General features: G+C 73.5%; 16 protein-coding genes and 1 pseudogene. 13 read left to right on the forward strand and 4 right to left on the reverse strand.

Features of this window, described 5'->3' with window-relative positions; genetic code table 11:
• From ACZ5GP_RS09630 to ACZ5GP_RS09665, 8 genes are all read left to right on the forward strand, one after another.
• Positions 1 to 2,103, forward strand: a complete 2,103-nt coding sequence (locus tag ACZ5GP_RS09630; RefSeq protein ID WP_468750298.1) for a glycosyltransferase — start codon at positions 1 to 3, stop codon at positions 2,101 to 2,103.
• Positions 2,096 to 3,232: a sugar phosphate nucleotidyltransferase gene (locus ACZ5GP_RS09635; protein WP_468750299.1), complete on the forward strand. Its 1,137-nt coding sequence runs from the start codon at positions 2,096 to 2,098 to the stop codon at positions 3,230 to 3,232. The genes ACZ5GP_RS09630 and ACZ5GP_RS09635 overlap by 8 nt, the downstream gene beginning before the upstream one ends.
• Positions 3,233 to 3,348: 116 nt before the next feature.
• Positions 3,349 to 6,420, forward strand: coding sequence for an HAD-IIB family hydrolase (locus ACZ5GP_RS09640; RefSeq protein WP_468750300.1), 3,072 nt, complete (start codon positions 3,349 to 3,351; stop codon positions 6,418 to 6,420).
• The gene (gene malQ, locus ACZ5GP_RS09645) at positions 6,413 to 8,530 is read left to right on the forward strand and encodes a 4-alpha-glucanotransferase (RefSeq protein WP_468750301.1); all 2,118 of its coding nucleotides are present in this window, start codon (positions 6,413 to 6,415) and stop codon (positions 8,528 to 8,530) included. The genes ACZ5GP_RS09640 and malQ overlap by 8 nt, the downstream gene beginning before the upstream one ends.
• A 24-nt stretch (positions 8,531 to 8,554) precedes the next feature.
• Complete coding sequence (locus ACZ5GP_RS09650) at positions 8,555 to 9,793, forward strand: sedoheptulose 7-phosphate cyclase (RefSeq protein ID WP_468750302.1); 1,239 nt, start codon at positions 8,555 to 8,557, stop codon at positions 9,791 to 9,793.
• A complete protein-coding gene (locus tag ACZ5GP_RS09655; RefSeq protein ID WP_468750303.1) occupies positions 9,790 to 10,170 on the forward strand; it encodes a cupin domain-containing protein in 381 nt (126 codons plus the stop codon). Before ACZ5GP_RS09650 ends, ACZ5GP_RS09655 begins: the two co-directional genes overlap by 4 nt.
• A complete protein-coding gene (locus ACZ5GP_RS09660; RefSeq protein ID WP_468750304.1) occupies positions 10,145 to 11,182 on the forward strand; it encodes an ROK family protein in 1,038 nt (345 codons plus the stop codon). The genes ACZ5GP_RS09655 and ACZ5GP_RS09660 overlap by 26 nt, the downstream gene beginning before the upstream one ends.
• 5 nt (positions 11,183 to 11,187) lie before the next feature.
• Positions 11,188 to 12,099: an SDR family oxidoreductase gene (locus ACZ5GP_RS09665; protein WP_468750305.1), complete on the forward strand. Its 912-nt coding sequence runs from the start codon at positions 11,188 to 11,190 to the stop codon at positions 12,097 to 12,099.
• 28 nt (positions 12,100 to 12,127) lie between these two features.
• Here the strand turns inward: ACZ5GP_RS09665 and ACZ5GP_RS09670 are convergent, their stop codons facing one another.
• Positions 12,128 to 15,232 carry an alpha-amylase family glycosyl hydrolase gene (locus tag ACZ5GP_RS09670; RefSeq protein ID WP_468750306.1) on the reverse strand — a complete coding sequence of 1,035 codons (3,105 nt, stop codon included), beginning with the start codon at positions 15,230 to 15,232 and terminating at the stop codon, positions 12,128 to 12,130.
• Between the two features lie 333 nt (positions 15,233 to 15,565).
• Here ACZ5GP_RS09670 and ACZ5GP_RS09675 point away from each other — a divergent pair, with 333 nt between their 5' ends.
• From ACZ5GP_RS09675 to ACZ5GP_RS09690, 4 genes are read left to right on the forward strand one after another with little or no spacing between them, the layout of a single operon-like run.
• Entirely contained in the window at positions 15,566 to 16,522 is a 957-nt protein-coding gene (locus ACZ5GP_RS09675; RefSeq protein WP_468750307.1) for a PfkB family carbohydrate kinase, read from the forward strand.
• Positions 16,519 to 18,012: a GMC family oxidoreductase gene (locus tag ACZ5GP_RS09680; RefSeq protein WP_468750308.1), complete on the forward strand. Its 1,494-nt coding sequence runs from the start codon at positions 16,519 to 16,521 to the stop codon at positions 18,010 to 18,012. Before ACZ5GP_RS09675 ends, ACZ5GP_RS09680 begins: the two co-directional genes overlap by 4 nt.
• Positions 18,013 to 18,046: 34 nt before the next feature.
• Positions 18,047 to 18,994, forward strand: a complete 948-nt coding sequence (locus ACZ5GP_RS09685) for an aldo/keto reductase (RefSeq protein ID WP_468750309.1) — start codon at positions 18,047 to 18,049, stop codon at positions 18,992 to 18,994.
• Positions 18,995 to 19,049: 55 nt separating this feature from the next.
• On the forward strand, positions 19,050 to 19,523 hold the full coding sequence (locus ACZ5GP_RS09690; protein WP_468750310.1) for an MSMEG_6728 family protein: 474 nt from the start codon (positions 19,050 to 19,052) through the stop codon (positions 19,521 to 19,523).
• 16 nt (positions 19,524 to 19,539) lie between these two features.
• Here the strand turns inward: ACZ5GP_RS09690 and ACZ5GP_RS09695 are convergent, their stop codons facing one another.
• Both ACZ5GP_RS09695 and ACZ5GP_RS09700 read right to left on the reverse strand, forming a co-directional pair.
• Positions 19,540 to 20,385, reverse strand: a complete 846-nt coding sequence (locus ACZ5GP_RS09695; RefSeq protein WP_468750718.1) for an RNA polymerase sigma factor SigF — start codon at positions 20,383 to 20,385, stop codon at positions 19,540 to 19,542.
• 318 nt (positions 20,386 to 20,703) lie between these two features.
• Positions 20,704 to 21,027, reverse strand: a pseudogene (locus ACZ5GP_RS09700) (alpha/beta fold hydrolase); the annotation flags it as partial.
• 150 nt (positions 21,028 to 21,177) lie between these two features.
• Here ACZ5GP_RS09700 and ACZ5GP_RS09705 point away from each other — a divergent pair.
• Positions 21,178 to 22,164, forward strand: a complete 987-nt coding sequence (locus ACZ5GP_RS09705; RefSeq protein ID WP_468750311.1) for an NAD-dependent epimerase/dehydratase family protein — start codon at positions 21,178 to 21,180, stop codon at positions 22,162 to 22,164.
• Between the two features lie 122 nt (positions 22,165 to 22,286).
• Here the strand turns inward: ACZ5GP_RS09705 and ACZ5GP_RS09710 are convergent, their stop codons facing one another.
• Complete coding sequence (locus ACZ5GP_RS09710) at positions 22,287 to 24,281, reverse strand: flavin monoamine oxidase family protein (RefSeq protein WP_468750312.1); 1,995 nt, start codon at positions 24,279 to 24,281, stop codon at positions 22,287 to 22,289.
• Between the last annotated feature and the right edge of the window lie 294 nt (positions 24,282 to 24,575).

Consider the following 24,575-nt stretch of genomic DNA (forward strand, 5'->3'; position numbering starts at 1 on the left):
GTGACCGAGCCGACCGACCCGCGCCTGCACATCATCGAGACGTACTTCGAGTGCTGCGGCTTCGACCACACCTTTCTGCAGGGCGGCACCTCGGTGTACCTGTGGAACCTCTCCCGGGCGTTCGCCGCGCGTGGCCACCGGGTCTCCATCGTCACGCCGGCGCACGGCAGGCTGGCCGACCTCCGCGAGCGGTACGAGGTCGAGGACCTGCCCTACGAGGACGTCCACACGGTGCCGATCGTCCTCGACCCCGACGTGTGGCGGGACTTCCCCGCCGAGGTCCGCCTGGAGCTGCGCACCACCGCGCACCGCATCCGGCTCGACGGGGTCGACCTGTACTTCCTGGCCGACGACTATCTGGACCGGCTCCCGGACACGTTCTATCCGCCGTACTCCGCCAAGGGCCACGATCTGGTGTTCTTCAAGCCGCTCGTCTTCCAGGTGGACAGCGTGCGGTTCCTGCGCACCTGGTTCGGCGACGAGAAGGCCCTCGTGCACGCCCATGAGCCGTACTACCACTACCTGCTGCCCGCCGCGCTGCGCGACGACCCGTCCAAGCTGGTCGTCAGCAATGTGCAGAGCAACATGCCGATCACCAAGAAGGTCTACGGTCCCAAGGTGCGGCGGCTGCTCGACGCGCTGGGCGTGGCGGTGGCGCTGCCCGGCCCGGACACCGCCGACGCGCTTCCCCTGGCGCCGCGTCAGTACCAGCAGCTGACCCATCTGCACTACGACTACCCGCCCGACCACGTGGCGGTCTACGAACTGACCGCCGAGCACGCCGACCTGATCGACTTCCTCTCCGAGGGGCAGCTCGACTTCTACGCGTCCTTCCGGGACACGCCCTTCGAGCAGCTCTTCGCCCAGCTGCCGATCGCCGACGTGGTGCGGCGCAACGCGCACAAGATGTTCGTGGGCGGGTGCGCGATCTCCGACGAGTGGCTCGGCTGGGACCCGGCCGCCGTCCAGAGGGACAAGGTGCTCGGCGGTCTCGGTCTCGATCCGGCGTTGCCCACGTTCTTCCACAACGCGCGCTACGCCGTCCACCACAAGGGGCAGGTGGAGCTGTTGCGCGCGGTGGACCGCGTCCTGTCCGAGGGGCTCGCCGCCAACTTCGTGGTGCGCTGCATCTCCGGCGCCGGCATCGACGACCCCCTCTTCCACGAGATCGCACGGCGGCACGCGGGGCGGCTGCACCTGGAGTGGGAGCGCGTGCCCGAGCGGCGCGTCTTCGAGTACGCCGCGGCCGCCGACTTCTGCCTCTTCCCCTCCAAGTTCGAGATGGACACCTTCCTCATCGCGCAGGGCGAGGCGATGGCGGCCGGCGCGGTGCCCATCGCCACCGACCAGCGGGGCATGGCCCACTTCCGGCACGCGGAGGGGCCGCGGACCACGACGGGCTTCGCGGTGAACCGTTCGTTCGCCGAGGACGACGAGCTGCTCACCGCCGCGCTGAGCACCCGGATCAGGGAGGCGGTGACCCTGTGGGCCGAGGACCCCGACCGCTACCGGGAGCTGGCCCGCCGCTCGGCCGCCGTGGCACACGCCTTCACCTGGGAGCACTGCGCCGACCTGCATCTGGCCGCCTTCACCCGGCTCTGGCGCGGCGAGCCCGCGCGGCTTCCCGCCGAACGGGCCCTGCGGCACGGCTGGTCGGACCTCCTCCCCGACGAACTGCTCACCGCGCGGGCGGCGGTCGAACACGGTGACCTCGCCGCGTACGAGCGCCGGGCCCCGCTGGACGACGACGCCGCGTGGCTCTTCTTCGACGCCGCGTGGCGGCGCGCCGACTTCGCCACCTGCGAGAGGGTGCTGGAGCGCCGGCCGGGTGCGGTGCCCGACGAGGACGTGGCCCGGCTGCGCGCCCGCCTCGCGCTGCTGCCGGACGGGCGGCTCGGCTACCGGTTCGCGCACGCGGACCGCGTGGAACTGGTCCTGCCCGCGCCCTCCGACGCGGCGGGCCGCGCACGGCCGCAGGTGCGGCCGTTGACGCGCACCGCCCCCGGTGAGTTCGCGGGCCCCGCGCCGGACCGCCCCGGCGCGTGGCTGCTGCTGACCCTGTCGTCCGGGCGCGTGACGTGGGACGAGGTGCGGCATGGCTGAGGCGGGCGCGGTCCGGGCCGTGCTGCTGGCGGGCGGCGAGGGCCGACGCATGGGCCCCCTCGGCGCCGGGCGCCTCAAGCCGCTGATGCCCTACGGCGGGGCCTGTCGGCTCATCGACTTCAGCCTGGCCAACGCGCGCGCCTCGGGACTCGGCGAAGTGCTGCTGCTCTCCCAGTACGAGGAGCGGCGGCTGATGGACGACCTGCACCGGGTGTGGAACACGGCGGCGGATTTCCGGGTGCACTTCGGCCCGTACGACCACGCCTACCGCTCGGCCGAGGGCGGCCTGCCCCGCGAGCTGCCCGAGCGGACCTGGCCGCGTGAGCGCGGGACGGCCGACGCGCTGATCCGCAAGAGCGCGTACGTCTTCGGGGGCGGCGCCGAGCAGGTGCTCGTGCTCCACGCCGACCACGTCTACCGCTTCGACTACGGGCCGCTGATCGAGGAGCACCGGGCGTCGGGGGCCGCGCTGACCCTCGCCTACCAGCGCATCGAGCCGCGCTGGGTCCATCTGTTCGGGATGGTCGAGTTCGACGCGGCCGGGCATCTCACGGCGTTCGTGGAGAAGCCGGAGAACCCCACCGGCGACCTGGTCTTCGCGGCGTTCTGCGTCTTCGACGCGCGGGTGCTGCGGCGCACCCTGGAGCGGCTCGACGGCACGCGCTGGCAGCACGACATCAGCCGGGACGTGATCCTGGCCATGCTCGCGGCCGGGGAGCACATCCGCGGCCACGAGGTCACCGGCCACTGGCAGGACATCGGCACCGTCGAGCGCTACCACCGGGCGCACCTCGCGCTGGCCTCCCCGGAGCCGGGCCCACCGGATTCGCCCGGTCCGTCCCGTCTGCCCGTCGAGCGGATGCCGTGGACCATCTCGCCGGAAGTGGCGCGCCGCCGGGTCGCCCGCGCGCCGGGCGTACGGGACTCGGTGGTCCCCGCCGATCTGGTCAACCACGGGCTGGTGGAGCACAGCGTGCTCTTCCCCGGCGCCCGGATCGGCACGGATGCCCGCGTGCGCCGCAGCGTGCTCCTGCCCGGCGCCGCCGTGCCGCCGGGGGCCGACATCGACTCGGCGGTGGTCCTGGAGGACGGCACGGTGCAGCGGGTGCCGGAAGGAGTACGGGCGTGAGCGCGCCGCGTCCGCACGGACGCGGCCCGGGCCGCCGCATCGCACACATCGACCGGTCGGGACCGCGCGCCGCCTCGGCGCGCGCCGTGCCCGCACAGTGAGGGAGCGCTTCCACCGTGCACATCATCCATGTCTCCTTCGAGTGCGGCGGTTTCGACCACCGCCTGATGCGCGGCGGCCTGTCACCGCTCGTGTGGAACCTGTCGCGTGCCTACGCGGCGCGCGGCCACCGCGTCTCGGTGATCACCCCGGCGCACGGTCTCCTGGACGCCCTGCGGGAGGACTTCGCCATCGAGGAGACGTCCTACCGCCGGGCGCACACCGTGCCGCTGGTCCTGGATCCGAAGGCGTGGCCGGTCCGCCCGGGCGAACTCTCCCTCGACCTGACCACGCGTGCGCACCGGCTGCGGCTGCACGGCGTCGACGTGTACTTCCTGTCCAACGCCCAGCTGGATCTGCTCCCGGACCGCCTCTATCCGCCGCCGAGTGCGGTCGGGCGCGACCTGGCGCACTTCAAGCCGCTGGTGTTCCAGGTGGACGCGTTGCGCTTCCTCGATGAGCTGGTCGGCGAGGAGGGGGCCGTCGTGCACGGCTTCGAGCCGTACTACGCCTGGCTGCTGCCGCCGGTGCTCGGCGCAAAGGCACAGCTGCGCACCGCCGTCACGGTCGCGGCCAACGGCCCCGTCACGCAGAAGCTCTACCGGCCGCAGGTGGAGCGGCTGCTCGAACTGTTCGGGGTCCGCGACCGCGTCGACCTCGACGCGCTCGACGCGCCGCCGCCCGCCGAGGGCAGCGCCACGGCGGTGATGGCGCGGGCCCTTGCCGGGACCCGTATGCACGACGAGTACGGCCCCGACCACGTCGGGCTCTTCCCGCTGATCGCCGCCGAGGCCGACCTCGTCGACTTCGTGTCTGCCGGGCAGCGCGCGTACTACAGCACCTTCCGTGACACCCCCATGGAGGCGCTCTTCCAGCAGCTGCCGGTCTCCCGGCAATTGCGCGAGCAGGCCCACAAGCTGCTGCTCGGCGGGTGCGGCATCGCCGAGAGCTGGCTGGCCCGCGACCCGGCCGCCGTCGACCGCGACGCGGTGCTGCGCTCGCTCGGCCTCGATCCCGCGCGCCCCGTCTTCTACCACGCGGCGCGCTACGCGGTGCACCACAAGGGCCAGTTGGAGCTGATGCGGGCGATCGAGGAGGTCCTCGCCACCGACCCCGGGATCAGCTTCGTCATCCGCTTCTCGCTGAGCCGGGGCGGTCAGGAACCGGCGGGCGCCGCCAACGCGTACTTCCAGCGCGTCGCCGACCGCCATCCCGGCCAGGTCCACCTCGACTGGCGCCTCGCCGACGAGGAGACCCTCTTCACGCAGGCCGCCTGCGCGGACTTCTGCGTCTACCCCTCCAAGTTCGAGCTGGACGGCTTCCTCATCGCCCAGGCGGAGGCCATGGCGTGCGGGGCGGTGCCGATCGGCACGGCTCAGCAGGTCACCGCGCACTTCCTGCACACGCTGCCGCTCACGGACCCGGCGGCGACCGGGTTCGCCGTACGCGGCTCGTTCCGCGACGACGATCCGGCGCTGGCCCGAGAACTGGCCGAGCGCATCAGGGAAGCGGCCGCCCTGTTCCGTCGGGAGCCGCGCGCCTACGCCCGTCTCTCGGAGAACGCCCGCCACGTGGCGAGGTCGTTCACCTGGGAGCGGGCCGCCGAGCGCCGGCTCGCGGCCTTCGCGACCCTGCTGCGGGGCGAGTCGGTGTGCTTCCCCGACGAGGAGGCGATCCGGTACGGCTGGTTCGACCGGCTCTCCGACGACGCCTGGGCCGAACACCGTGACCTCATCGCGCGCGGCGCCGCCGAACGGGGGGACGTCGGGGCCTACGAGCGGGTCGCCCCGCTGGACGCGGCCGCGTATCAGCGCCTCTTCGAGGCCGCGCACGCCCGTGCCGACTTCGTCCGCTGTGCCCAGGTGGCCCGTGCCGCGGTGCGCCCGGACCTGCTGGACCTGCTCCGCGACCGCTCCTGGATCGCGCGCGCCCCGGACGGCACGCTGACGGTGACATACCGTCACCCGGGGCTCGAACGGGTGGAGGTGGTCGCCGCCCAGGGCGTGGACACCGCCCACACGACTTCCCGTGCCGCCCTCGCGGAGCGCTCCCGCGCGGGTGAGTCCGTCGGTGAGGCCCTGGCCTCCGACGAACCCGTGCCCGCCGGCGGGGCCGCGCTCGTGAGTCTCGAACCGGTCGGCGACGGAGTCTTCCGGGGGCATGTGGGCGGGCCGCCGCCGGGCCAGGACATGGTGCTGATGCTGACGTCGAGGTCGGGACGCGTCACCTGGGACACCGTGCCGGTGCCCGAGCCGCCGTTCCGTGTCGTCGCCACGGATCTGGACGGCACCTTGCTCCGCAGCGACCTGACCGTCTCCAAGCGCACGCGCCGGGCCCTCGACCTGGTCGCGCGGGCGGGGGCGCACCACCTGGTCGTCACCGGGCGGCCCGCGACGGCCTGCAAGGAGTTCCTGGCCGTGCTCGGTTACCGGGGCCTCGCCGTCTGCGGACAGGGCGCCCAGCTCTACGACGCCGCCGCCGACCGGCTGCTCGACTCCGCCCCGCTCGACCGGGAGCTGGCCCGCGACGTGGTGGAGCGCGCCGAGGCGGTGCTCGGCACCCTGGAACTCGGCGTGGTCACGGCAGCGCCCGAGAGCCGCTTCAAGGTCACTCCCCGGTTCGGGGAACGCGTCCGTCACGGCTGGGACGTCACCGCCGACCGCGCGCTGCTGTGGGACTCCCCCATCGACAAGCTGGTGCTGCATCACCCGCGGGTCCCCGAGGACGATGTGGCGGCCACCGTACGGGAGTTGTGCGGTGACGCGGTGTCCGTGGTGCACTCGGTCCAGGGCATGGTGGAGGTGCTGCCGCCCGGCGTCACCAAGGGCGCGGGCGTGGCCCGGGCGGCGCGGCTCCTCGGCTTCACGGGGGCCGACACCATCGCCTTCGGCGACATGCCCAACGACATTCCGCTGCTCGCCTGGGCGGGGCACGGCGTGGCGGTCGCCAACGGGCACCCGCAGCTGCGGGCCATGGCCGACGAGACGGCGCCGGGCAACGACGAGGACGGCGTCGCGGCGGTCCTCGAACGCGTCTTCGCCCCTACGGTCTCCCCGCTGCCGGCGCTCGGTGAGGCCACCCATGGCTGACGCGCTCCGTGAACTCGCGCGCGCCCATGGCGTCGCGACCGAGTACGCCACCGACCGGGGACGGCGGGTCGCGGTCCCGGCCGACACCCTCGTCGCCGTCCTCGGCGCCTGCGGGGTGGACGCCACCACCCCGCAGGCGGCGCGTGCGGCCCTGGACCTCCACCGGCGGGTGCGGGCGGAACGGCTGCTGCCGCCCTGTGTCGTGGCGGAGGCGGGCAAGGGCCTGATACCGCCCGCCCAGGGCGTCGCCGAGGTGGAGCTGGAGGGCGGCGGGACCGCCTCCCCGGCCGACGCGCTGCCGCCGGGCCACCACATCCTGCGGGTACGCGTGGGTGAGCGGGAGGCCCAGGCCCCGCTGCTCGCCGTGCCCGACCGTGTGGCCGTGCCCGAGCGCCGCTCGTGGGGTTTCCTCGTGCAGCTGTACTCCGTGCTCTCCCGCCGTTCCTGGGGCATGGGCGACCTGGCGGACCTCGCGGAACTGGCCGCCTGGTCGGGGCGGGAGCTCGGCGCCGGCTTCGTCCAGCTCGGTCCGCTGCACGCGGCTGTGCCGGGGCCGCTGCCGGATCCGTCGCCGTACCGCCCCAGTTCGCGCCGCTTCCCCGATCCGATGCACGTGCGGGTGGAGGCCGTGCCGGAGTACGCGTACCTGGACCCGGCGGGACGTGACCTCGTGCACGCCCTGGCCGTCCGGGCCCGCGCGCTCAACGACGTGGTGCTCGAAGGCGGTTCGCTCATCGACCGGGAGGCGGTCCGCGACCTGAAGCACCGGGCGCTGCGCGCCGTGCACGCGGTGCCGCTCTCCCCCGGCCGCGCGGCCGCCTTCGCCGCCTTCACCGCGCGTGAGGGGCAAGGTCTCACCGACTTCGCCACCTGGTGTGCGCTGGCCGAGGTGCACGGCGCCGACTGGCGGTGCTGGCCGGTGGAGTTGCGCGACGCGCGTTCGCCCGCCGTGGCGCGGGCCCGCCGGGAGCACGCTCAGAGCGTGGCGTTCCACCGCTGGCTGGCCTGGATCACCGACGAGCAGCTCGCCGCCGCACAGCAGGCGGCGACGGACGCGGGGATGGAGATCGGCCTGGTCCACGACCTGGCCGTCGGGGTCGCTCCGGGCGGTGCCGACGCCTGGGCCCTGCGGCACTGTCTGGCCACGGGGATGAGCGTCGGCGCTCCGCCGGACGACTTCAACCCGCTCGGCCAGGACTGGGGGCTGCCGCCCTGGCGTCCCGACGCGCTCGCCGCCGAGGGCTACCGGCCCTTCGCGGAACTGCTGCGCGCGGGGCTGCGGCACGCGGGAGCACTGCGCGTCGACCATGTGATGGGCCTGTTCCGGCTCTGGTGGGTGCCCGAGGGGCGCCCGCCGGCCGAGGGCACATACGTACGGTATGACGCGCGGGCCATGCTGGGTGTGCTCACCCTGGAGGCGTACCGCGCGGGTGCGAGCGTCATCGGCGAGGACCTCGGCACGGTGGAGCGAGGCGTGCGCGAGGAGTTGGCCGGGCGCGGGATCCTCGGCACCTCGGTGCAGCGGTTCGAGTATCTCGGCGGCAGCGAGGGCCGGCACGGTCCGCTGCCGCCCGACCGGTGGCGGGCGAACTGCCTCGCCACGCTCACCACCCACGACCTGCCGACCACCGCGGCCTGGCTCTCCGGGGAACACGTCGAACTGCGGGAGCGGCTCGGCCTGTTGACCCGCCCCGTCCAGGACGAGAAGGCGGCGGCCGCCGCGGAGCGCGACGGCTGGCTCGCGGAGCTGACACGGCTCGGCCTGCTGCCCTCGCCGGACGGTGAGGTGGCCGCCCTGCACCGGTTCCTGCCGCTCACCCCGGCCCTGCTGCTCGGGGTGTGGCTGCCGGACGCGACGGGCGACCGCCGCCCGCAGAACCTGCCCGGCACCTCCGTGGTGCACCCCAACTGGCGGCTGCCGGTGGCGGACGCGGACGGACGGCCCGTCCCGCTGGAGGAGCTGCCCGCCTCACCTGTGCTGCGCACGGTCACCGGCGTGTTCGCCGGCCTGGCCGCTCCTCCGCGCACCGCCACCGCGCCACCCGGGACCCGGTCGACGACGCCGTCGTCGGTCCGGGGCAGCGGCCCGAACGACGATCCGAACAGCTGAACCGAACGAAGACCGAGGAGAGAGATGGCAGGCCAGGTTCTTGCCGAGGCCGCGGGTGTCCGTGAGGACGCCGGGGGCTTCGACCTGCACGCACCGGACGGCACCGGCTACCGGGTCGACGTCACCGACGGGGTCTTCCACCCGGACAACCCGCTGCTCGCCCACTACTTGGAGGGGCGGCGTGTGGTGGCCTTCGTCGGGCCGACGGTCGACCGCCTCTACGGACAGCAGGTGCGCGCCTATCTGGGCGCGCACCTGGAGCCCGGCAGCTGGAGCGTCCACCCGATCCCCTCGGGGGAGCACAACAAGTCGCTCACCTCGGCCGAGAGGGTGTGCGCGACCGCCAAGACGGCCGGGCTCGACCGGCACGGCGTGATGCTGGCGGTCGGCGGCGGCATCGTCGCGGACATCGTCGGATTCGCCGCGTCCATGTACTCCCGGGGCATCCGGTACATCAAGGTCAACACCACCCTGGTGGGCCAGGTCGACGTCGGTGTCGGCGTGAAGACGGGGGTCAACGGCCTGCACACGAAGAACATGTTCGGCGCCTACCACCCGGCCCACGCCTCCCTGAACGACCCCGCGCTCCTGGCCACCCTGCCCGCCCGCGAGATCCGCTGCGGTCTCGCCGAGATCGTGAAGATGGCGGTGATCCTCGACGGCGACCTGTTCCGCACCCTGGAGCGGCACCCGGACGTCTTCCGGCGCCCCGGGCACTCGGCCGGCGCGGAGCTGGAGACGTACGTCATCCGCACGTCGATGCGGCTGATGATGGAGGAGCTCTGCCCCAACCTGCGCGAGAAGGAACTCGCACGGCTGGTCGACTTCGGCCACACCTTCAGCCCCGTCATCGAGACGGCCGGCGGCCACCGCCTCGAACACGGCGAGGCGGTCGCCGTCGACATGGCGCTCTCCGCCCACCTCGCCCGGCTCCTCGGTCTCGTGGACGCGCAGACCTGCGAGCGGATCGTCACGCTCCTGGAACGGATCGGCCTGCCCGTCCACGACGCCGCGACCTGCACGCCCGACCGGATGACGCAGGCGCTGTGGGCGTCCTGGCAGCGCCGGGGCCGCAAGCTCCACCTGGTCGTGCCCACCGGGGTGGGCAAGGCGGGCTTCGTCGACGAGCTGGAGGACGTCCCGCAGGAGACCCTGCGCGCGGCCCTCGACGCGCTCGCCACCCGGGCCGCCCGCGCCCCACGCACCTCCCCGGACGAGGGAGCCGCCGCTCCCCTCACCGGCCCGGAGGGCGGGGCGCGATGACGGAAAGACACATACCGAACCTGCGCGACCTGCTGGTCGGCAAGGAACACGACCACGGCGGGATCGGCACGATCCTGGCGCACCGCGTCTTCGCCCGCGGACCCGGCGGCCCCGGCGCGGACTTCATCGACCTCGCCGTGCTGCCGCCCGGCACCTCCATCGGCCGCCACCGGCACGGCGCCGACCACGAGACGTATGTGGTGCTCGCCGGGCACGGCCTGATGTACCGGGACGGCGAGGAGTTCCGGGTGGGTCCCGGGGACGTCGTCGTCAACCGGCCCCACGGCGAGCACGGGCTGCTCAACGACCACGACACCGACCTGCGCCTGCTGGTCTTCGAGGAGGAACTCCGTGCCCACGGCCACGACCACGGCTGACCCCGCCCACACCGTCGTCGACGTCGGCGGCACGACACTGCGGGTGGGTACGTACACGCCCGCCACCGGCGAGCTGTCGCACGTGCGCCGGATTCCCGTCGACGGCATGGCCCGTGACCCGCACGCCCCCGTGCCCGTGCTCCAGGAGCGGGTGGTGGAGCAGATCGTGCGCGAGGTGGCCCGGCACGCGGCCGGCCGGCCCGCGCGACCGGTCGGGGTCGCATTCGCGGGCCCGATCTCCGCCGACGGTCTGGTCCTCGCGGCGCCGACGGTGTGGGGGCGGCGCGGGGACCCGCTGCCGCTCGCCCGGCTGCTCATCGAGCGGCTCGGCACACCGGTCACCGTCGTCAACGATCTGACGGCGGCCGCCTGGCGCTACGCGGCCTCGGAACCGGCTCCGTTCTGCCTGCTGACCGTCAGTTCCGGCATCGGCAACAAGGTCTTCCGGGACGGCGATGTGCTGCTCGACCCCGCCGGCCACGGCGGTGAGCTGGGCCACTGGGTGTGCGACCTCTCCCCCGACGCGCCGCTGTGCGACTGCGGCGGCCGCGGCCACCTCGGTGCCGTCGCCTCGGGCCGGGGCGTCCTCGCCGCGGCGCGGCGCGCGGCGGCCGCCGACCCGGACGGGTTCGCCCGCTCCCGCCTCGCGGAGCTGAGCGGGGGCCCCATCGGGAACCCGGCCCTCGCCAAGGCGCTGGCCGAGGGCGACGCCTTCTCCACCCGTGTGCTGCGCGCCGCCCTCGTCCCCCTCGCCCAGGCCATCGGCGCCGTCTTCGCCGCGGTGGGTGTGTGCCGCTACATCATCGTGGGCGGCTTCGCGCTGGCCGTCGGGGAGCGCTACCGGCGGCTCCTGGTCGCGGAGTTGGCGCGGCAGGGCTGCTTCGGGCTGACCCAGGAGCGGATCGACGCCATGGTCACGCTCGGCGCGTCCGACGACGACCACGGCCTGATCGGCGTGGGCCGCCTGCTGGCCGCCCGCCACCCGGGCCGGACCGAGGGGGGCGCGCGGTGAGGGGCGTGTCCACGCTCGTCGTCGGGAGCGGCTTCGTCGGCACGGGCATCGCCCGCCGCCTGATGGCCGCCGGCGACGCGGTCACCCTCGTCTCGCGCGGCCGCCCCACCGATCCGCCGGAGGAGTACGGGGCGCGCTGGGCCGCCCTGGACGCCACCGACGCGCGAGCCTGCGGGCGTCTGGTGGCTCGGCTGCGGCCGCGCCGGATCGTCCTCGTGCACGGCCCTTCGGACGTCACCTGGTGCGAGGCGCACCCCGCGGAGGCGGACCTCGCGCACTCCTCGGTCGCGGCCGCCTTCGCCGGCCTCGGCGGGCGCGCCCGCATCGTCATGATCTCCACGGACAACGTCTTCGACGGTACGTCGCCCCACAACACCGAGGCCACGCCCGTCTCCCCGGCGAACGCCTACGGCCGTGCCAAACACCGTGCCGAGGAACTGCTGCTGGCCCGCGCCGCCGACGCGATCGCCCTGCGCGTGAGCCTCGTCTACGGCCACGAGCCCGCCGACGCCGGCAAGTGGCTCAACTACTTCGCCGCCTGCGCCCATCGGCTGCGTGCCGGGGAGCGCGTCGAGGCCCCCGACGACCAGTGGACGACCCCGGTGCACGTCGAGGACGTGGCGGAGGTGGTGGCCGCGCTGCTGACCTGTGTGACCCCGCTCCCGCCGGTGCTGCATCTGGGCGGTCCGGACCGGGTGAGCCGTGCCGAGTGGGCCACCGTGATCGCCCGGAGCCTTGGCCTGCCGGCCGATCTGGTGGTGCCCGTACCGAGGGCCGGGAGCCGTTACGCGTCCCGGCCGCGCAACGCGTGTCTGGCCGATGACCTGCTGGGGACGCTGCCCGCCACACGGGACATCCCGATCCGCGGGGTGGTGGAAGGCGCCCACGACCTGACGGCCGTGTTCGCCTCCTCGTAGGACGCCCTCCCCCACCCCGCTTCAGGGGTCAGCGCACGCTCGTGGCACCGATGAGCGCTCCGTCGGCGGCGCGCTCGGTGGCCAGGAGCTGCCGGGCGCGCCGGGCGTCGGGGATCCAGTCCCGGTCGCGCGGGTCGACGGTGAGGGCCGTCTCCCCCGCCGCGAGCCGGTGCCGCCGCGCCGCCCGGGCTTCGGCGGGGCGCAGGCGCAGCCAGTGCCCTTCGTCGGAGAGCACGCCGTCCCGCAGGGTGATGCCGCCCCCGGGCGCGTAGACGAGCTGGCGCGAGGCGACTCCCGCGCCGCCGGCGGGCCATACGACGGTGTCCTCGTCGAGCCATCGGACCCGGGCCGCCGACAGGTCGAGGCCGAGCGCTCCGCCGAGTGCCGGTGTCAGGTACGCCGGCTCGCCCGCGACCCGCCACACCTCGTTGCCGTAGAGGGCGATGTCGAGGGCCTCATCCTCGGGTACGTCCTTCTCGTCGTCCTTGTGGAAGGCGTGGCTGAGGCTGCGCGCGCCGGGCCGCAGCTTCACCTCGAAGACGAGTCCGAAGGCGTCGCTGCGCGTCGGCCGTACGGGGACGTCCCAGTCGGACGGCTTGGCGGCGCCGTCCCACACGTGCAGGCCCCAGCCTTCGTAGTCGCCGTCCGGCCGGTGGTAGTGCAGGACCGCCGTGGAGCCGTCCGTCGGCGGATACGCGCCGTCCGGCCGCTGTTCGCGCTGGCCGTCGTCCCCCGCGGTGATCCACACCTCGCCGGTGCGGCTCAGGTCGACGGATCGCGCGGGGCCGTCGGTCGCGCCGTCCTTCTCGACGGTGTACGTGAACGTCGTGGCGCCCTCGGCGAGTTTGACCCAGGCGAAGGCCCCGTAGGCGTCCCGGCCGGTGAAGGCGGCATGCGCGCCGCCGGTGCCGATCCGCAGCCGCCAGCCGTCGTAGTCGCCGTCGGGCCGTTGATAGTGCACGACGGCGTAGGCGCGTTCGAGGACAGGCGGGGCGGGTGGCGGTGTGCGGCCCGCGGTGCTGGTGGCGAGGGAGTGCGCCGTGCGGCCCCGGCTGTCCACGACCACCGCCTTGTAGCGCAGCTCGGTGCCCTCGGGCAGTGCGGCGTCGAGCTGCTGGGTGACCTTGTGGGGGGCGTGGTCGGCGGTGCCGAGCACCTGCCAGGGGCCCGTCCCCTGCTGGGCGGCGAAGACGACCCGGTTCAGCTCGCCGCCGTCGACGTCCGCGGTCAGCTCGACGGTGCCGGTGGCGCCCTTCTCCGGTGCGCGCAGCGTGACGTGGGGCCGTGCGTGCGGCCCGGGCAGCGGCCTGTCGGCCTTCAGCACCAGGGAGGAGAGGGCGGGGACGGTGACGGTGAGGTGCCGGTCGGCGCCGCTCCTCGGCCGGGTGCCGACCGTGCCGTACAGCGGGGTGTAGCGCCGGTGCGCGGCTCCGGTGGGGATGCGCACGGTCTTCGCCTCGGTGGCGTTGTTGTGCGCCACGACGTACTCGACGCGCCTTTTGGGGTCCGTACGGGAGTACGCGTACACGCCGGGTTGGTCGGCGGGGCCCGCGTACCGCTCGGTGAAGACGCCGTCGCGCAGGGCCGGATGGCGCCGGGTGAGGTCGGAGAGGCGGGCGATGGCCCGGTACAGGGGGTGCCCGGGGTCGTAGGCGTCCTGCGCGTGGGTGCGGCGGGTGCCGATCTGGTCGTCGTCGCGGTAGGCCGGGGCGTCGGTGGCGAACAGCGGCTGGCGGGCGGCGTTGTCACCGCCGGCGCCGGTGAAGCCCTGCTCGTCGCCCGCGTAGACGACGCGGTTGCCGCGGCCGAGGAACATCAGCTCGTGGGCGAGGCGGTCGCGGCGCAGCAGTTCCGCGTCGCCCGCGCCGGGGTTGTCCTGGGCGATCATGCCGCCGATGCGGCCCATGTCGTGGCTGCCGAGGAAGGTGACCTGTTCGTAGGCGTTGGCCTTGCCGGTGGTGTAGCGGTAGTCCTGGGCGTAGAGGCGGGACAGGTCGCCGGGCGGGCCCGCGCGCGAGGCGGAGTTGCGCGCGATGGCCTGGAAGGGGAAGTCGAGGGTGGCGTCGAGGCCGCCGCGCGTCACGTAGGGGGCGGTGATGGCGGGGTCCGCGGAGAAGGCCTCGGCGAAGATGAGGAAGTCGCGGTTTCCCTTGCCGGCCGCGTAGGCGTCGAGTGCGCGGGCCCATTCGGTCCAGAACTCCATGTTGACGTTCTTCGCGGTGTCCACGCGGAAGCCGTCGATGCCGAAGTCCCCGACCCAGCGCTCGTAGATGCGCTTCATGCCCTCGACGACTTCGGGGCGTTCGGTCCACAGGTCGTCGTTGCCCATGAAGTCGCCGTTGAGGCCGCTCTCCCCGGCGAAGGCGGATTCGCCGCGGTTGTGGTACATGGTGGGGTCGTTGAGCCAGGCGGGTGTCCGGGCGTGCCGGTCGGCGTCCTCGATCCGCGGGGTGTAGGGGAAGCTGTCCCGGTCCACGGGGCGCATGCCCGCGCTGTCGTCGAAGGGGCGGCCCTCGGGGTCCAGATAGGGGTGGGCGCCCTTCGACCGGTAGTCGTAGGTGTTCTCGGCGAAGTGGACGATGTCCGCCGTGTGGTTGGTGACGACGTCGAAGAAGACCTTCATGCCTTTGGCGTGGGCCTTGTCGATGAGGTCGGTCAGGTCCTCGTCGGTGCCGAAGTGCGGGTCGACGCGGGTGAAGTCGGTGATGGCGTACCCGTGGTAGTTGGCGGCCAGGTGCCCGCCCCGCTCCTGCACGGGCAGGTTCTCAAAGACCGGGGTCAGCCAGATCGCCGTGGTGCCGAGCCCTTTGATGTAGTCGAGTTTCCCGGTGATGCCCTTGAGGTCGCCGCCGTTGAAGAAGGCGGGGTCCTTCGGGTCGAAGCCGGTGCCTTCCCGTCCTCCGGTCAGCCCTCCCCGGTCGTTGCCGCGGTCACCGTTGGCGAAGCGGTCGGGCATCACCAGGTAGAACTGCTCGCGGGTGAGGTCGTGCCGGGTGGGCTGCGCGGCGAGCACGGCGTCGGAGGGTGGCGGCGGGGCGGGCGCGGCGTCGGCGGTGGGGTGGGTCACGGGCAGGAGGGCGGCCAGTGGCGCAAGGGCCAGTACGGCTGCGGATCTTAAGCGGGCCGGGTTCACGGGTGCGCTCCTTCGGGGTCGTCGGAGCAACCGGGCAGGCGCTCCTGCTGGATTGCGGAAAGTATTTGCAAGGGGACCCTAGGCGCGGCTTCTTGGCGGGTCAACCACACGCTCTGGGCGAACTGCCCCATAAGTCAGGCGAGTTGCGACCTCCAACCCTCGACTCACGACGTACATGCCCACCTTGCAGGGCTGTCGGGGCGCCCCTCTTGCAATTTCTGCCAGTAAATTGCACAACCTCTTCCATCGAGATCGGCCGTCGTGCTTGACTGCACTCCGGTCGGGGTGGACCAGCCCGGCCGAGCCCCACCGGCCCCCCGCCCAGGAGGATCTGTGCCCACTGACATCGACGTGCTCGTCCTGGGGGGTGCCGGGGTGGACACGATCGTGTACGTCCCCGAACTGCCGCTGCCCTTCGCCGACAGCTACATGGTCCCCTCCATCGACATGCGGGCCGGGCAGACCGGCGACTTCGTGGCGATGGGCGTCCAGGCGCTGGGGCTGCGGACGCACCACATCGACGTCGTCGGCGACGACCACCCGGGCGAGTTGGTGCGCGCGCTGCACCGCGACCGGGGCATCCCGCTCACCGAGGTGCCGCTGGCCGCGGGGACCAAGCGGGCGGTGAACCTCGTGGCCCCCGACGGCCGGCGCCTCTCGCTGTACGACAACACCCGCTCGCACGAGGCCGACCGACTGCCGCCCGCCACGGTGGGGGCCCTCGCCGGGGCAAGCCGGCACGCGCACGTCTCCCTCACCCAGCCCTGCGCCCACGCCCTGCCCGTACTGCGGGCGGCGGGGGTGTCCATCTCGACCGATCTGCACGACTGGGACGGCGCCGAGCCCTACCACGAGGCCTTCGCCCACCAGGCCGACCTGGTGTTCCTGTCGACGGCCAAGCTGGCCGACCCGGAGCGGACCATGCGGCGGATCGCCGCGCGGGGCCGTGCCGAGGTGGTGGTCGCCACGGCCGGGGCGGCGGGCGCGTACCTCCTGGCCGGCGGCCGCCTCACCCACGTCCCGGCCGTGGCGCCCCCGGCGCCGGTGGTGGACTCCAACGGAGCGGGCGACGCCTTCGCCGCCGGTTACCTCTTCGGTCTGCTGGCCGGTGAGCCGCCCCCGCGCTGCGCCCTGTACGGCTCCGTCGCCGGTGCCCACGCCTGCACCGTGCCCGCCACCGGCACCGATGTCATCCGCCGGGACCAACTCCTCGCCAGGGCTGCCGCAGTGGAGGACCGCTTGGCGCCCGGCGCATGCGACGCGCCCGCCGCGGACGAGGGCCGGGCATGACGGGCGCGGCTCCCGCGAAGGGGTACGACGTCGTCGTGCTCGGCGGAGGAGTGGCGGGCTGTGTCCTCGCGGCCCGCCTGAGCGAGGACCCCGGCCGCTCGGTCTGCCTGGTGGAGGCCGGCCGCGACTACGGCCCGCGACAACGCGACTGGCCGTCGAAGGTGCTCGACGCGCGTGCCCTGCCTCGCGACGACGTGTGGGAGCGGCGCACCGCCGTCCACCGCATTCGCGCCCGCGTCCTCGGCGGTTCGTCCTGCGTCAACGGCTGCTGGAACACCTGGGGCTCCCAGGCGGACCACGCCGAGTGGGCGCGGGCGGGCGGCCCGCGGTGGACGGCCGACGCGATGGAGCCCTTCCGCCAGAGGGCGGAGCGGCAGATGGGGATGCGGCGGGTACCGGAGCGCGAGTTCTCCGCGTGGAGCCACGCTGCGCTGGCGGCCGCCCGCGAACTCGGGCACCGGGAGGTGGACATGGCCGCCCCCGGCGGCCTCGGCTACGGCACTCCGCTGCTCAACGCCGTCGACGGCGTCCGGCACAACGCCGCCTTCGCCTATCTGGGCGAGGCGCGCGCACGGCCCAACCTGACGATCCTGGCCGAGGCCACCGTGGACCGGCTGGCCGTCCGCGCGGGACGGGTGCACGGCGCCGACGTCGGCACACGGCACGGGCGCGTGACCCTGCGCGCCGACACCTGTCTGGTGGCCTGCGGCACGTTCGGGTCACCGGCCGTGCTGCTCCGCAGCGGGATCGGGCCCGCCGCCGAACTGGCGCGCAGCGGTGTGCGGCCGGTCCTGGACCTGCCGGGCGTCGGCGCGAACCTCATCGACCAGCCCGGCGTCTTCCTGCCGCTGCGCCCGACGGCCGAGCTGAACGAGCACCTGGCCGCGAAGCAGGCCCGCGGTGAGCTGTACGTGAGCCGGATGCTGATCAGGGCGGCGAGCCCGTACTGCCCGCCGGGCTCCTGGGACCTGCACATCAACCCCACCGCGGGCCCGCCCCTGTTCGGCTCGCTGCCGTCCGGTCAGTACGAGGCGGGCATCTCCGCCTTCCTGATGAAGCCCAGGTCGCGCGGCCGGGTCCGGCTGCGTTCGGCCGAGCCCACCGCGGCCCTGGACATTGAGCCCGCCTTCCTCACGGACCCCGAGGGCCACGACGTCGCCGTGCTCCGTTCGGGCATCCGGGCGGCCGAGGAGCTGGCCGCCACCGCGCCGCTGAAGTCCCTGGCGGAACCGGCCCCCGGCCCCTCTCTCCGCGACCTCCCGGATCACGAACTGCGAAGCCGGGTAGGGACGTACTGGCATCCCGTCGGCACCTGCGCCATGGGCGGGCCGGACGACCCGGACGCGGTGGTCGACGGGGAGGGAAGGGTGCATGGCATCCGCGATCTGCGGGTCGTGGACGCCTCGATCCTGAGGACGGTACCGGCGGCCAACACCCAGCTGCCGGTGCTCGCCGCAGCAGAGATGCTGGCAGCCGCACTACAGGCGTGACAGCCGCACTACAGGCGTGAAGCGAGGGAGAGACATGACTGCGCAGACCGACGTGCCCGCCCCCGGGCGGCCGCTGTACGGGTGCATGGGGCTCGGCGGCACCTGGGACACCGCTCCTTACACGGCCGCGGACATCGCCCAGGCCGAGACCGCCGTGCAGACCGCGCTGGACATCGGCATCACCACCTTCGACCACGCCGACATCTACCGGCACGGCAAGTCCGAGGCGGTCTTCGGCGAACTGCTCGCCCGCGCCCCCGACCTGCGGCGGCGCATCGTCGTGCAGACCAAGTGCGGCATCCGCCCGGCCGACGGCGACCTGCCCGGCATGTACGACCTGCGCGGGCCCAGCATCGTCCGGCGCGTGGAGGAGAGCCTCACCCGGCTGCGCACCGACGTGATCGACGTCCTGCTGCTGCACCGGCCCGACCCGCTGACCGACCCCGAGGACATCGCCAAGGCGTTCGCGTCCCTGCACGGGCAGGGGCTGGTGCGCTGCTTCGGCGTGTCGAACATGAGCGCGCCGCAGATCGCCCACCTCCAGGCGTACGTCGATGTTCCGCTGGTCGCCAACCAGCTGGAGATGAGCCTGCGCAGCCGCGACTGGGTCGAGGCGGGCGTCCTGGTGAACACCCCGGCCGCGGCGGCGAACGGCTTCCCGCACGGCACCGTCGAGTACTGCCACGCCCACAAGATCCAGCTCCAGGCCTGGGGAGCCCTCGCCAAGGGCCACTACACCGGCGCCGCCGACTCACCGACCGCCCGTCTCCTCGCCGGCCTGGCCGAGCGCAAGCAGACCACCCCGGAGACGGTCCTGCTGTGGTGGCTCCAACGCCACCCCGCCCGGATCGCCCCCGTCATCGGCACCAGCCGCCCCGAACGGCTGCGCGCCTGCCGGGACGCGGTCGCCCGCGAACCCGACCTCACCCACGAGGAGTGGTACGCCTTGTGGGTCACGGCCCGCGGCACGTCTTTGCCCTAGGCCACCCGGACGGGTCACCGTATGCGCATGCCCCCGCCGCGGTAGGCATGCGGGGGTGCAGACCTTTCTCCCGTACTCCGACTTCACGCGCTCCGCCGATGTCCTGGATCAGGCCCGTCTGGGCAAGCAGCGGGTCGAGGCCCTCCAGGTGCTGCGCGGGCTGACCGTGCCCGGCTACGGCTGGCGCCACCACCCCGCGGTCCGGATGTGGCTCGGGTACGAGGAGGCCCTGGTCCGCTACGGCCTGGACGTGTGCGCGGTGTGGGTGGCCGAGGGCCGCGCCGACACCTGTGCCGCCACGCTCCGCACGGACTTCGCCCGGCACCGCCCGGAGGCCACCACCGTACGCACGCAGAAGCAGCTCGCCGACGCCGGCGAGCTGCCTTACTGGCTGGGGGACCCCGCCTTCCACCGAAGCCATCGCTCGGCGCTGGTGCGCAAGGCCCCTGAGTTCTACTCCGTGCTCTTCCCCGGGGTCCCCGACGACCTGCCGTACGTGTGGCCGGCCTCCGACCGGGGCCCCGCGTAGCCCACCGGGCGGGATGTCAGTCGGTGGTCAGGCCGGTGCGGAGCCGGGCGACGATCCTGCTGATGAGCCGGGAGACGTGCATCTGCGAGCAGCCAAGGATTTCGCCGATCTGTGCCTGCGTCCTCTCCTCGACGAAGCGCATGTGGATGACCTGGCGGTCGCGTTCGTCGAGTTCGGCGATGAGCGGTGCCAGGGTGTGGAAGTTGTCGACCAGCTCGAAGCGCTCTTCCTCCACTCCGACGAAGTCGGCCAGGGCGGTGTCGGACTCGTCGTCCTTGCCGATGGCCGCGTCCAGCGAGACGGACGTGTAGCCGTTGGAGGCCCGCTGTGCCTCGGCGACCTCGGCGGGGGTGAGCTGCATCAGCTCGGCGAGTTCCGCCGTGGAGGGCGTACGGCCCAGGCGTGTGCGCAGTTCCTCGGTCGCCTTGGACAGTTCGATGCGCGCTTCCTGCAGGCGGCGCGGCACGTGGACGGCCCAGCTCGTGTCGCGGAAGAACCGCTTGATCTCACCGGTGATGTACGGCACGGCGAAGGAGGTGAACTCCACCTCGCGGGTCAGCTCGAACCGGTCGATCGCCTTGATCAGGCCGATCGTGCCGACCTGGACGATGTCCTCCATCTCCTGCGCACCGCGGTGCTTGAAACGCGAGGCCGCGTACTGCACCAGGGACAGGTTCATCTCGATCAGGCAGTTGCGCACGTACTGGTACTCGTGCGTACCCTCCTCCAGCTCACCCAGCCGGTCGAAGAAACGCCGGGAAATCGCCCGCGCGTCCTTCGGCGCCACCGACGACGGGTCCACGTACGCACGCTCGGCGACCTTGTCCACTGCACGTGCGTGAGCCTGCTCCGTGACCGCCATGGTGGCCATGTCCGGGTCCTCTCTTCCACTGGTTTCCTGGGGGTGCCTGCGGGCATCATCTGCCCCGCGATCGGCGCTTCACACAGACAAGATGAGCGAATTTCCGAAACACGGTCAGTTTCCTTCCCAGCAGGCCACGCCGCGCCTGGCGGGCGGCCTGCCAGGGACGATTCACTGTAGGCCCATCACGTCCCGGCCGGGACGCCGGGGCCACCGGACGCTGCCCGACCCGCGTCGCGCCCGGCTGTCCCGGACGCCAGGGGTCGAGCGCATGTCAGGGCCGGAGTCAACGCCCGGGCGGCCACGGTCTTGCGGCCCCGCTCCGTCCAGCACCTCCCGCAGTCGCCGCGCGAACTCGTCCGGTTTCCCCGGATATCCGAACTCCCCGTCGCAGAAGCCGCCGTGCTGGCTCGGGAACACGGTCGCCCGCTGTCCGAGCAGCTCGGCGGTCGCGACGCGGGTCGGCGCGGCGGCGATCGCCTCGGCGTCCGGCCGGTAGGCGCTGACCGCCCATGAGCGGTCGGACAGCAGCGGGTCGTCACGCGATCCGTCGTCCTCGGCGGGCATCCCGAAAGCGGCGGGATCGGCCTGCGGCCGCACGGCCGCCGGGCCGTCCGGGGTGGACGAGGTCCGCGCCGGCTGTCTCAAGTGTGCGGGTCTTCATGCCTCTGTAGACCGGCCACGCCCCCAGACATTCATCGGCGCGGCGGGCGCGGCTCCGTGCGGCGAGCGGACCTCTGCCCTCAGCGAAGCGGGGACACCGCGGTGCGCGTTCCGTGCTTGAGTGCGCTGATGAAGATCTTGGTGTTGGGCGGAACGGCGTGGGTGGGCCGCGAGATCTCGCGGCAGGCACTGGAACGCGGGCATCGGGTCACCTGTCTGGCCCGTGGGGAGAGCGGCGGCGTGGCCGAGGGCGCGGTGCTGGTCGCCGCGGACCGGCGTGACCCGGCGGCGTACGACGAGGTGGCGGGCGAGGACTGGGACGCCGTGGTCGAGGTGTCGTGGCAGCCGGGCTTCGTCCGCAGGGCACTGGCGCGGCTGGGCGAACGGGTGGGCCACTGGACGTACGTGTCGTCGGTCAGCGCGTACGCCTCCCATGCGCGGCCGCACGCGGACGAGTCGGCCGAACTGCTCCCGGCGGCCACGCGGGACGAGGTCGGCCAGGAGGAGTTCGGTCGGGCCAAGGTGGCCTGCGAGGAGGCCTCGGCGGCCGTGACGGGAGGCCGGCTCCTCGTGGCGCGGGCAGGGATGATCGGCGGTCCCGGTGACCACAGCGGACGCTCCGGCTACTGGGTGGCCCGCGCGGCCCGCGAGCCGCTGGCACCACTTCTGGTGCCGGCTTCCGCCGACGTTCCGACGCAGCTGGTCGATGCGCGCGACCTCGCGGCATGGCTGCTTCACTGTGCGGAGAAGGGGACGACCGGAACGTACGACGCGGTCGGCCCGATCGTGCCGCTCGGGGAATGGATCGCGCTGTCGCGCCGGATCGGCGGGCACACCGGCCCCGTGCGGGAGGCCGACGACGCCTGGCTGGTCGGACAGGACGTGGTCCAGGCCATGGGCCCGGAGTCCCTGGCGCTCTGGTTGGCCGACCCGGACTGGACCGGCTTCGGGGCCCGCGAGGGCGCCGCGGCGAGCGCGGCGGGCCTGCGGCACCGCCCCCGGGCACAGCTGCTGGCGGACACCCTGCGTTGGGAGCGGGAGCAGGGACTTGACCGGCCCCGCCGGGCAGGCCTCAGCGGCGAGCGCGAGCGCCAACTCCTGCGGGCGCTGGGCTGATACGCCCCCACCCCCACCGGGCCGGGGAGGTAGGGCCGTCGACAACGCGGGCCGCCCGAGGCCGTCCTGGGCCGGCCCGCGCCGCCGACGGGAGTACTCTCACGGCCGACGGACCGCGCGGCTCACCCGGTGTGGATCTCCAAGGCCGTGCGCACGGCGGACTCCAGGGCGCCCTCGATCCACGCGGGTTTGACGGACGTGTGGTCGCCGGCGAAGTGCAACGGCCCCTCGGCCACCGGGATGGCGGGCAGCAGCTCGGTGTGCTGGCCGGGCAGGAGCACGGACGCCTCCCCATAGGCGTAGGGGTCGCGCAGCCAGCTCTGGGTGCGGCCCGCACCGGTGTAGAAGACCTCGATGCGCTGGCCGTAGACCTGCTGGAGGCCGCACAGCGCGTAGGGGTACCGCGCGTCGTCGTCCAGCGAGTCCCAGCGCCGCGCGTCGTCCGCCCAGCTGTAGGAGGCCAGGACCACGCCTCCCGCGCTGCCCGGGACCGGGTGGGAGGGGTGGAACATGAACCGGTTGGCGTTGTCCGACACCGAGCCGCCGCCCGTGACGTCGACCGCCTCCGGCTGTTCGCGGGCGATCGCGCGGTTGGCGGCGTAGTGGGTGCGCTGGCCCGCCGTGATGTGTCCGTCGGGTACGGACGGGTGGGCCCCGAGCAGGCCGCCGTCGGCCGTCGCCCGGCCGGTGCGGTAGGCGTCGTACAGCCCGGGGTCGATCCGGCGCAGCTCCCGCTTCCAGTCGGCCTCGTCGAACTCCCACCAGCGGCGGCTGAACTCCAGCAGCACCTTGGTCGCGCTGTCGTAGTGCAGTTCGGTGATCGCCCGGCGTTTGCCGTACGACAGCGGCGGGGTCACCTGTACGTGGCGCAGTCCGGAGAACGGCACCGTGACCACGGCGACGTCCGCGGTGAACTGCTCGCGGACGACCGGGCGGCCGCGACCCTCCGAGACGGTGTCCACCCATACGTGCGGGCCCTTGCCACGGACGTGCTCGGCGTCCGGTGAGGGGCGGTCGGGGTGGTGGTATTGGATGCGCGTCACCCGGCGGTCGAAGCGCACGTCCTCGCCGACGCGTTCCAGCAGGGCGTCCGGCAGCACGGCGGTGCCGCCCTCCAACTCGTAGAAGGGCGTGCTGGGGCTGATGAGGGAGGAGCCGATGAAGCTGTGGATGAAGGACAACGGGAGGCGGGAGGTGAGGTTCTCCAGCGTGCCGATCAGGTCGATGGTCCGTTCGTCGAGGCCGGCGTGTTCGGTGAGGAAGCGGAACATCGACCAGTCACCGAACCGCTGCACCACCCGGGCCCAGCCCCGCAGCCGCTCGGGGAGCGGTTTGTCGACGCGGTTGCCGTCGTGGTCGAGGGAGCTGAACTCGTCGCGCACCGGGTCCAGCGCGGAGCGCAGGATCACGGCGGCCGGGGTGTCCCAGTGGGCGCGGGGAACACCGAACGAGCGGTTCACGCGACGGGGTGCGCGGGCGTAGTCGGCGCGCCGCACACGGATGCCGTTGACGTGGATCCAGGTGCGGTGGGCGGGGCGCCCCTCGCTGTCGACGTCCACGTAGTGGAAACGCCGCTTCTTCAGGTCGAGTTGGTCGATCAGTTCCATGACCAGGGGGTGGCTGCCCGGGAGGCGCATCGCGCCCGCCTCGGCGTACTGGCGGGGGTCGGCGAAGGGCTGCTCGGCGTTCTCGTGGCCACCGCGGCGGAAGGTCTTGACGCGTCCGCCCGCCCGGTTGCCGTTGGCCTCCAGCACCGTCACGCGGTGCCCGGCCCTCCTCAGCAGCCAGGCGGCCACGAGTCCGGCCGGGCCGGCGCCGACGACCAGGACGTTCTTGGGCCGTGTCCGTCGCTGGGACGGCAGCCCCTTCTGCAGGACTTCCTGGTAGCGCGGGACGAGGGGACGGTCGTCGGAGTCCAGTACGAGGAGTGCGCGGGCCACGGCCAGGCACCGGTCGAAGTCGGCGCCACGGTTGTCGCCCGGGGCGGCCGGTGCGGGCACAGCCGCGGCGGAGCCGCCGGACAGGGCCGTGGCCACCGTGGCCGTACCGGCCACCGCCGCGAAACTCCTGCGGGAGAGACCGCCGTCTGAACGCACCACCGCGTGATCTTCAGTCATGGCCGTCTTTGTACAGGTGGCGGTGACCGGGCGTCCTCCCCTGGCCCGGGCATTGACCCGAAGGAACTAAGCGGCGGCGAACCCTGACGTCACGACGGGGCGCGCCGCGGTGCGAGGGCTCCTGAGGTCCGGGGAACCCGAAGGGATGAACGCCGGGCGTTCTCCGTCTGCCGCGGCGATCGATCCCCCGACACTGCGGTATGAGTGTCCACATCCGTGCTCTCCGGCGGCCTGCGCGGTGCATCAGGTGGGCGGCGCCGACGCGGTCCTGCGAGCGGGCGACGAGGTGGAGGG

This window comes from Streptomyces sp. NPDC031466, assembly GCF_055581265.1.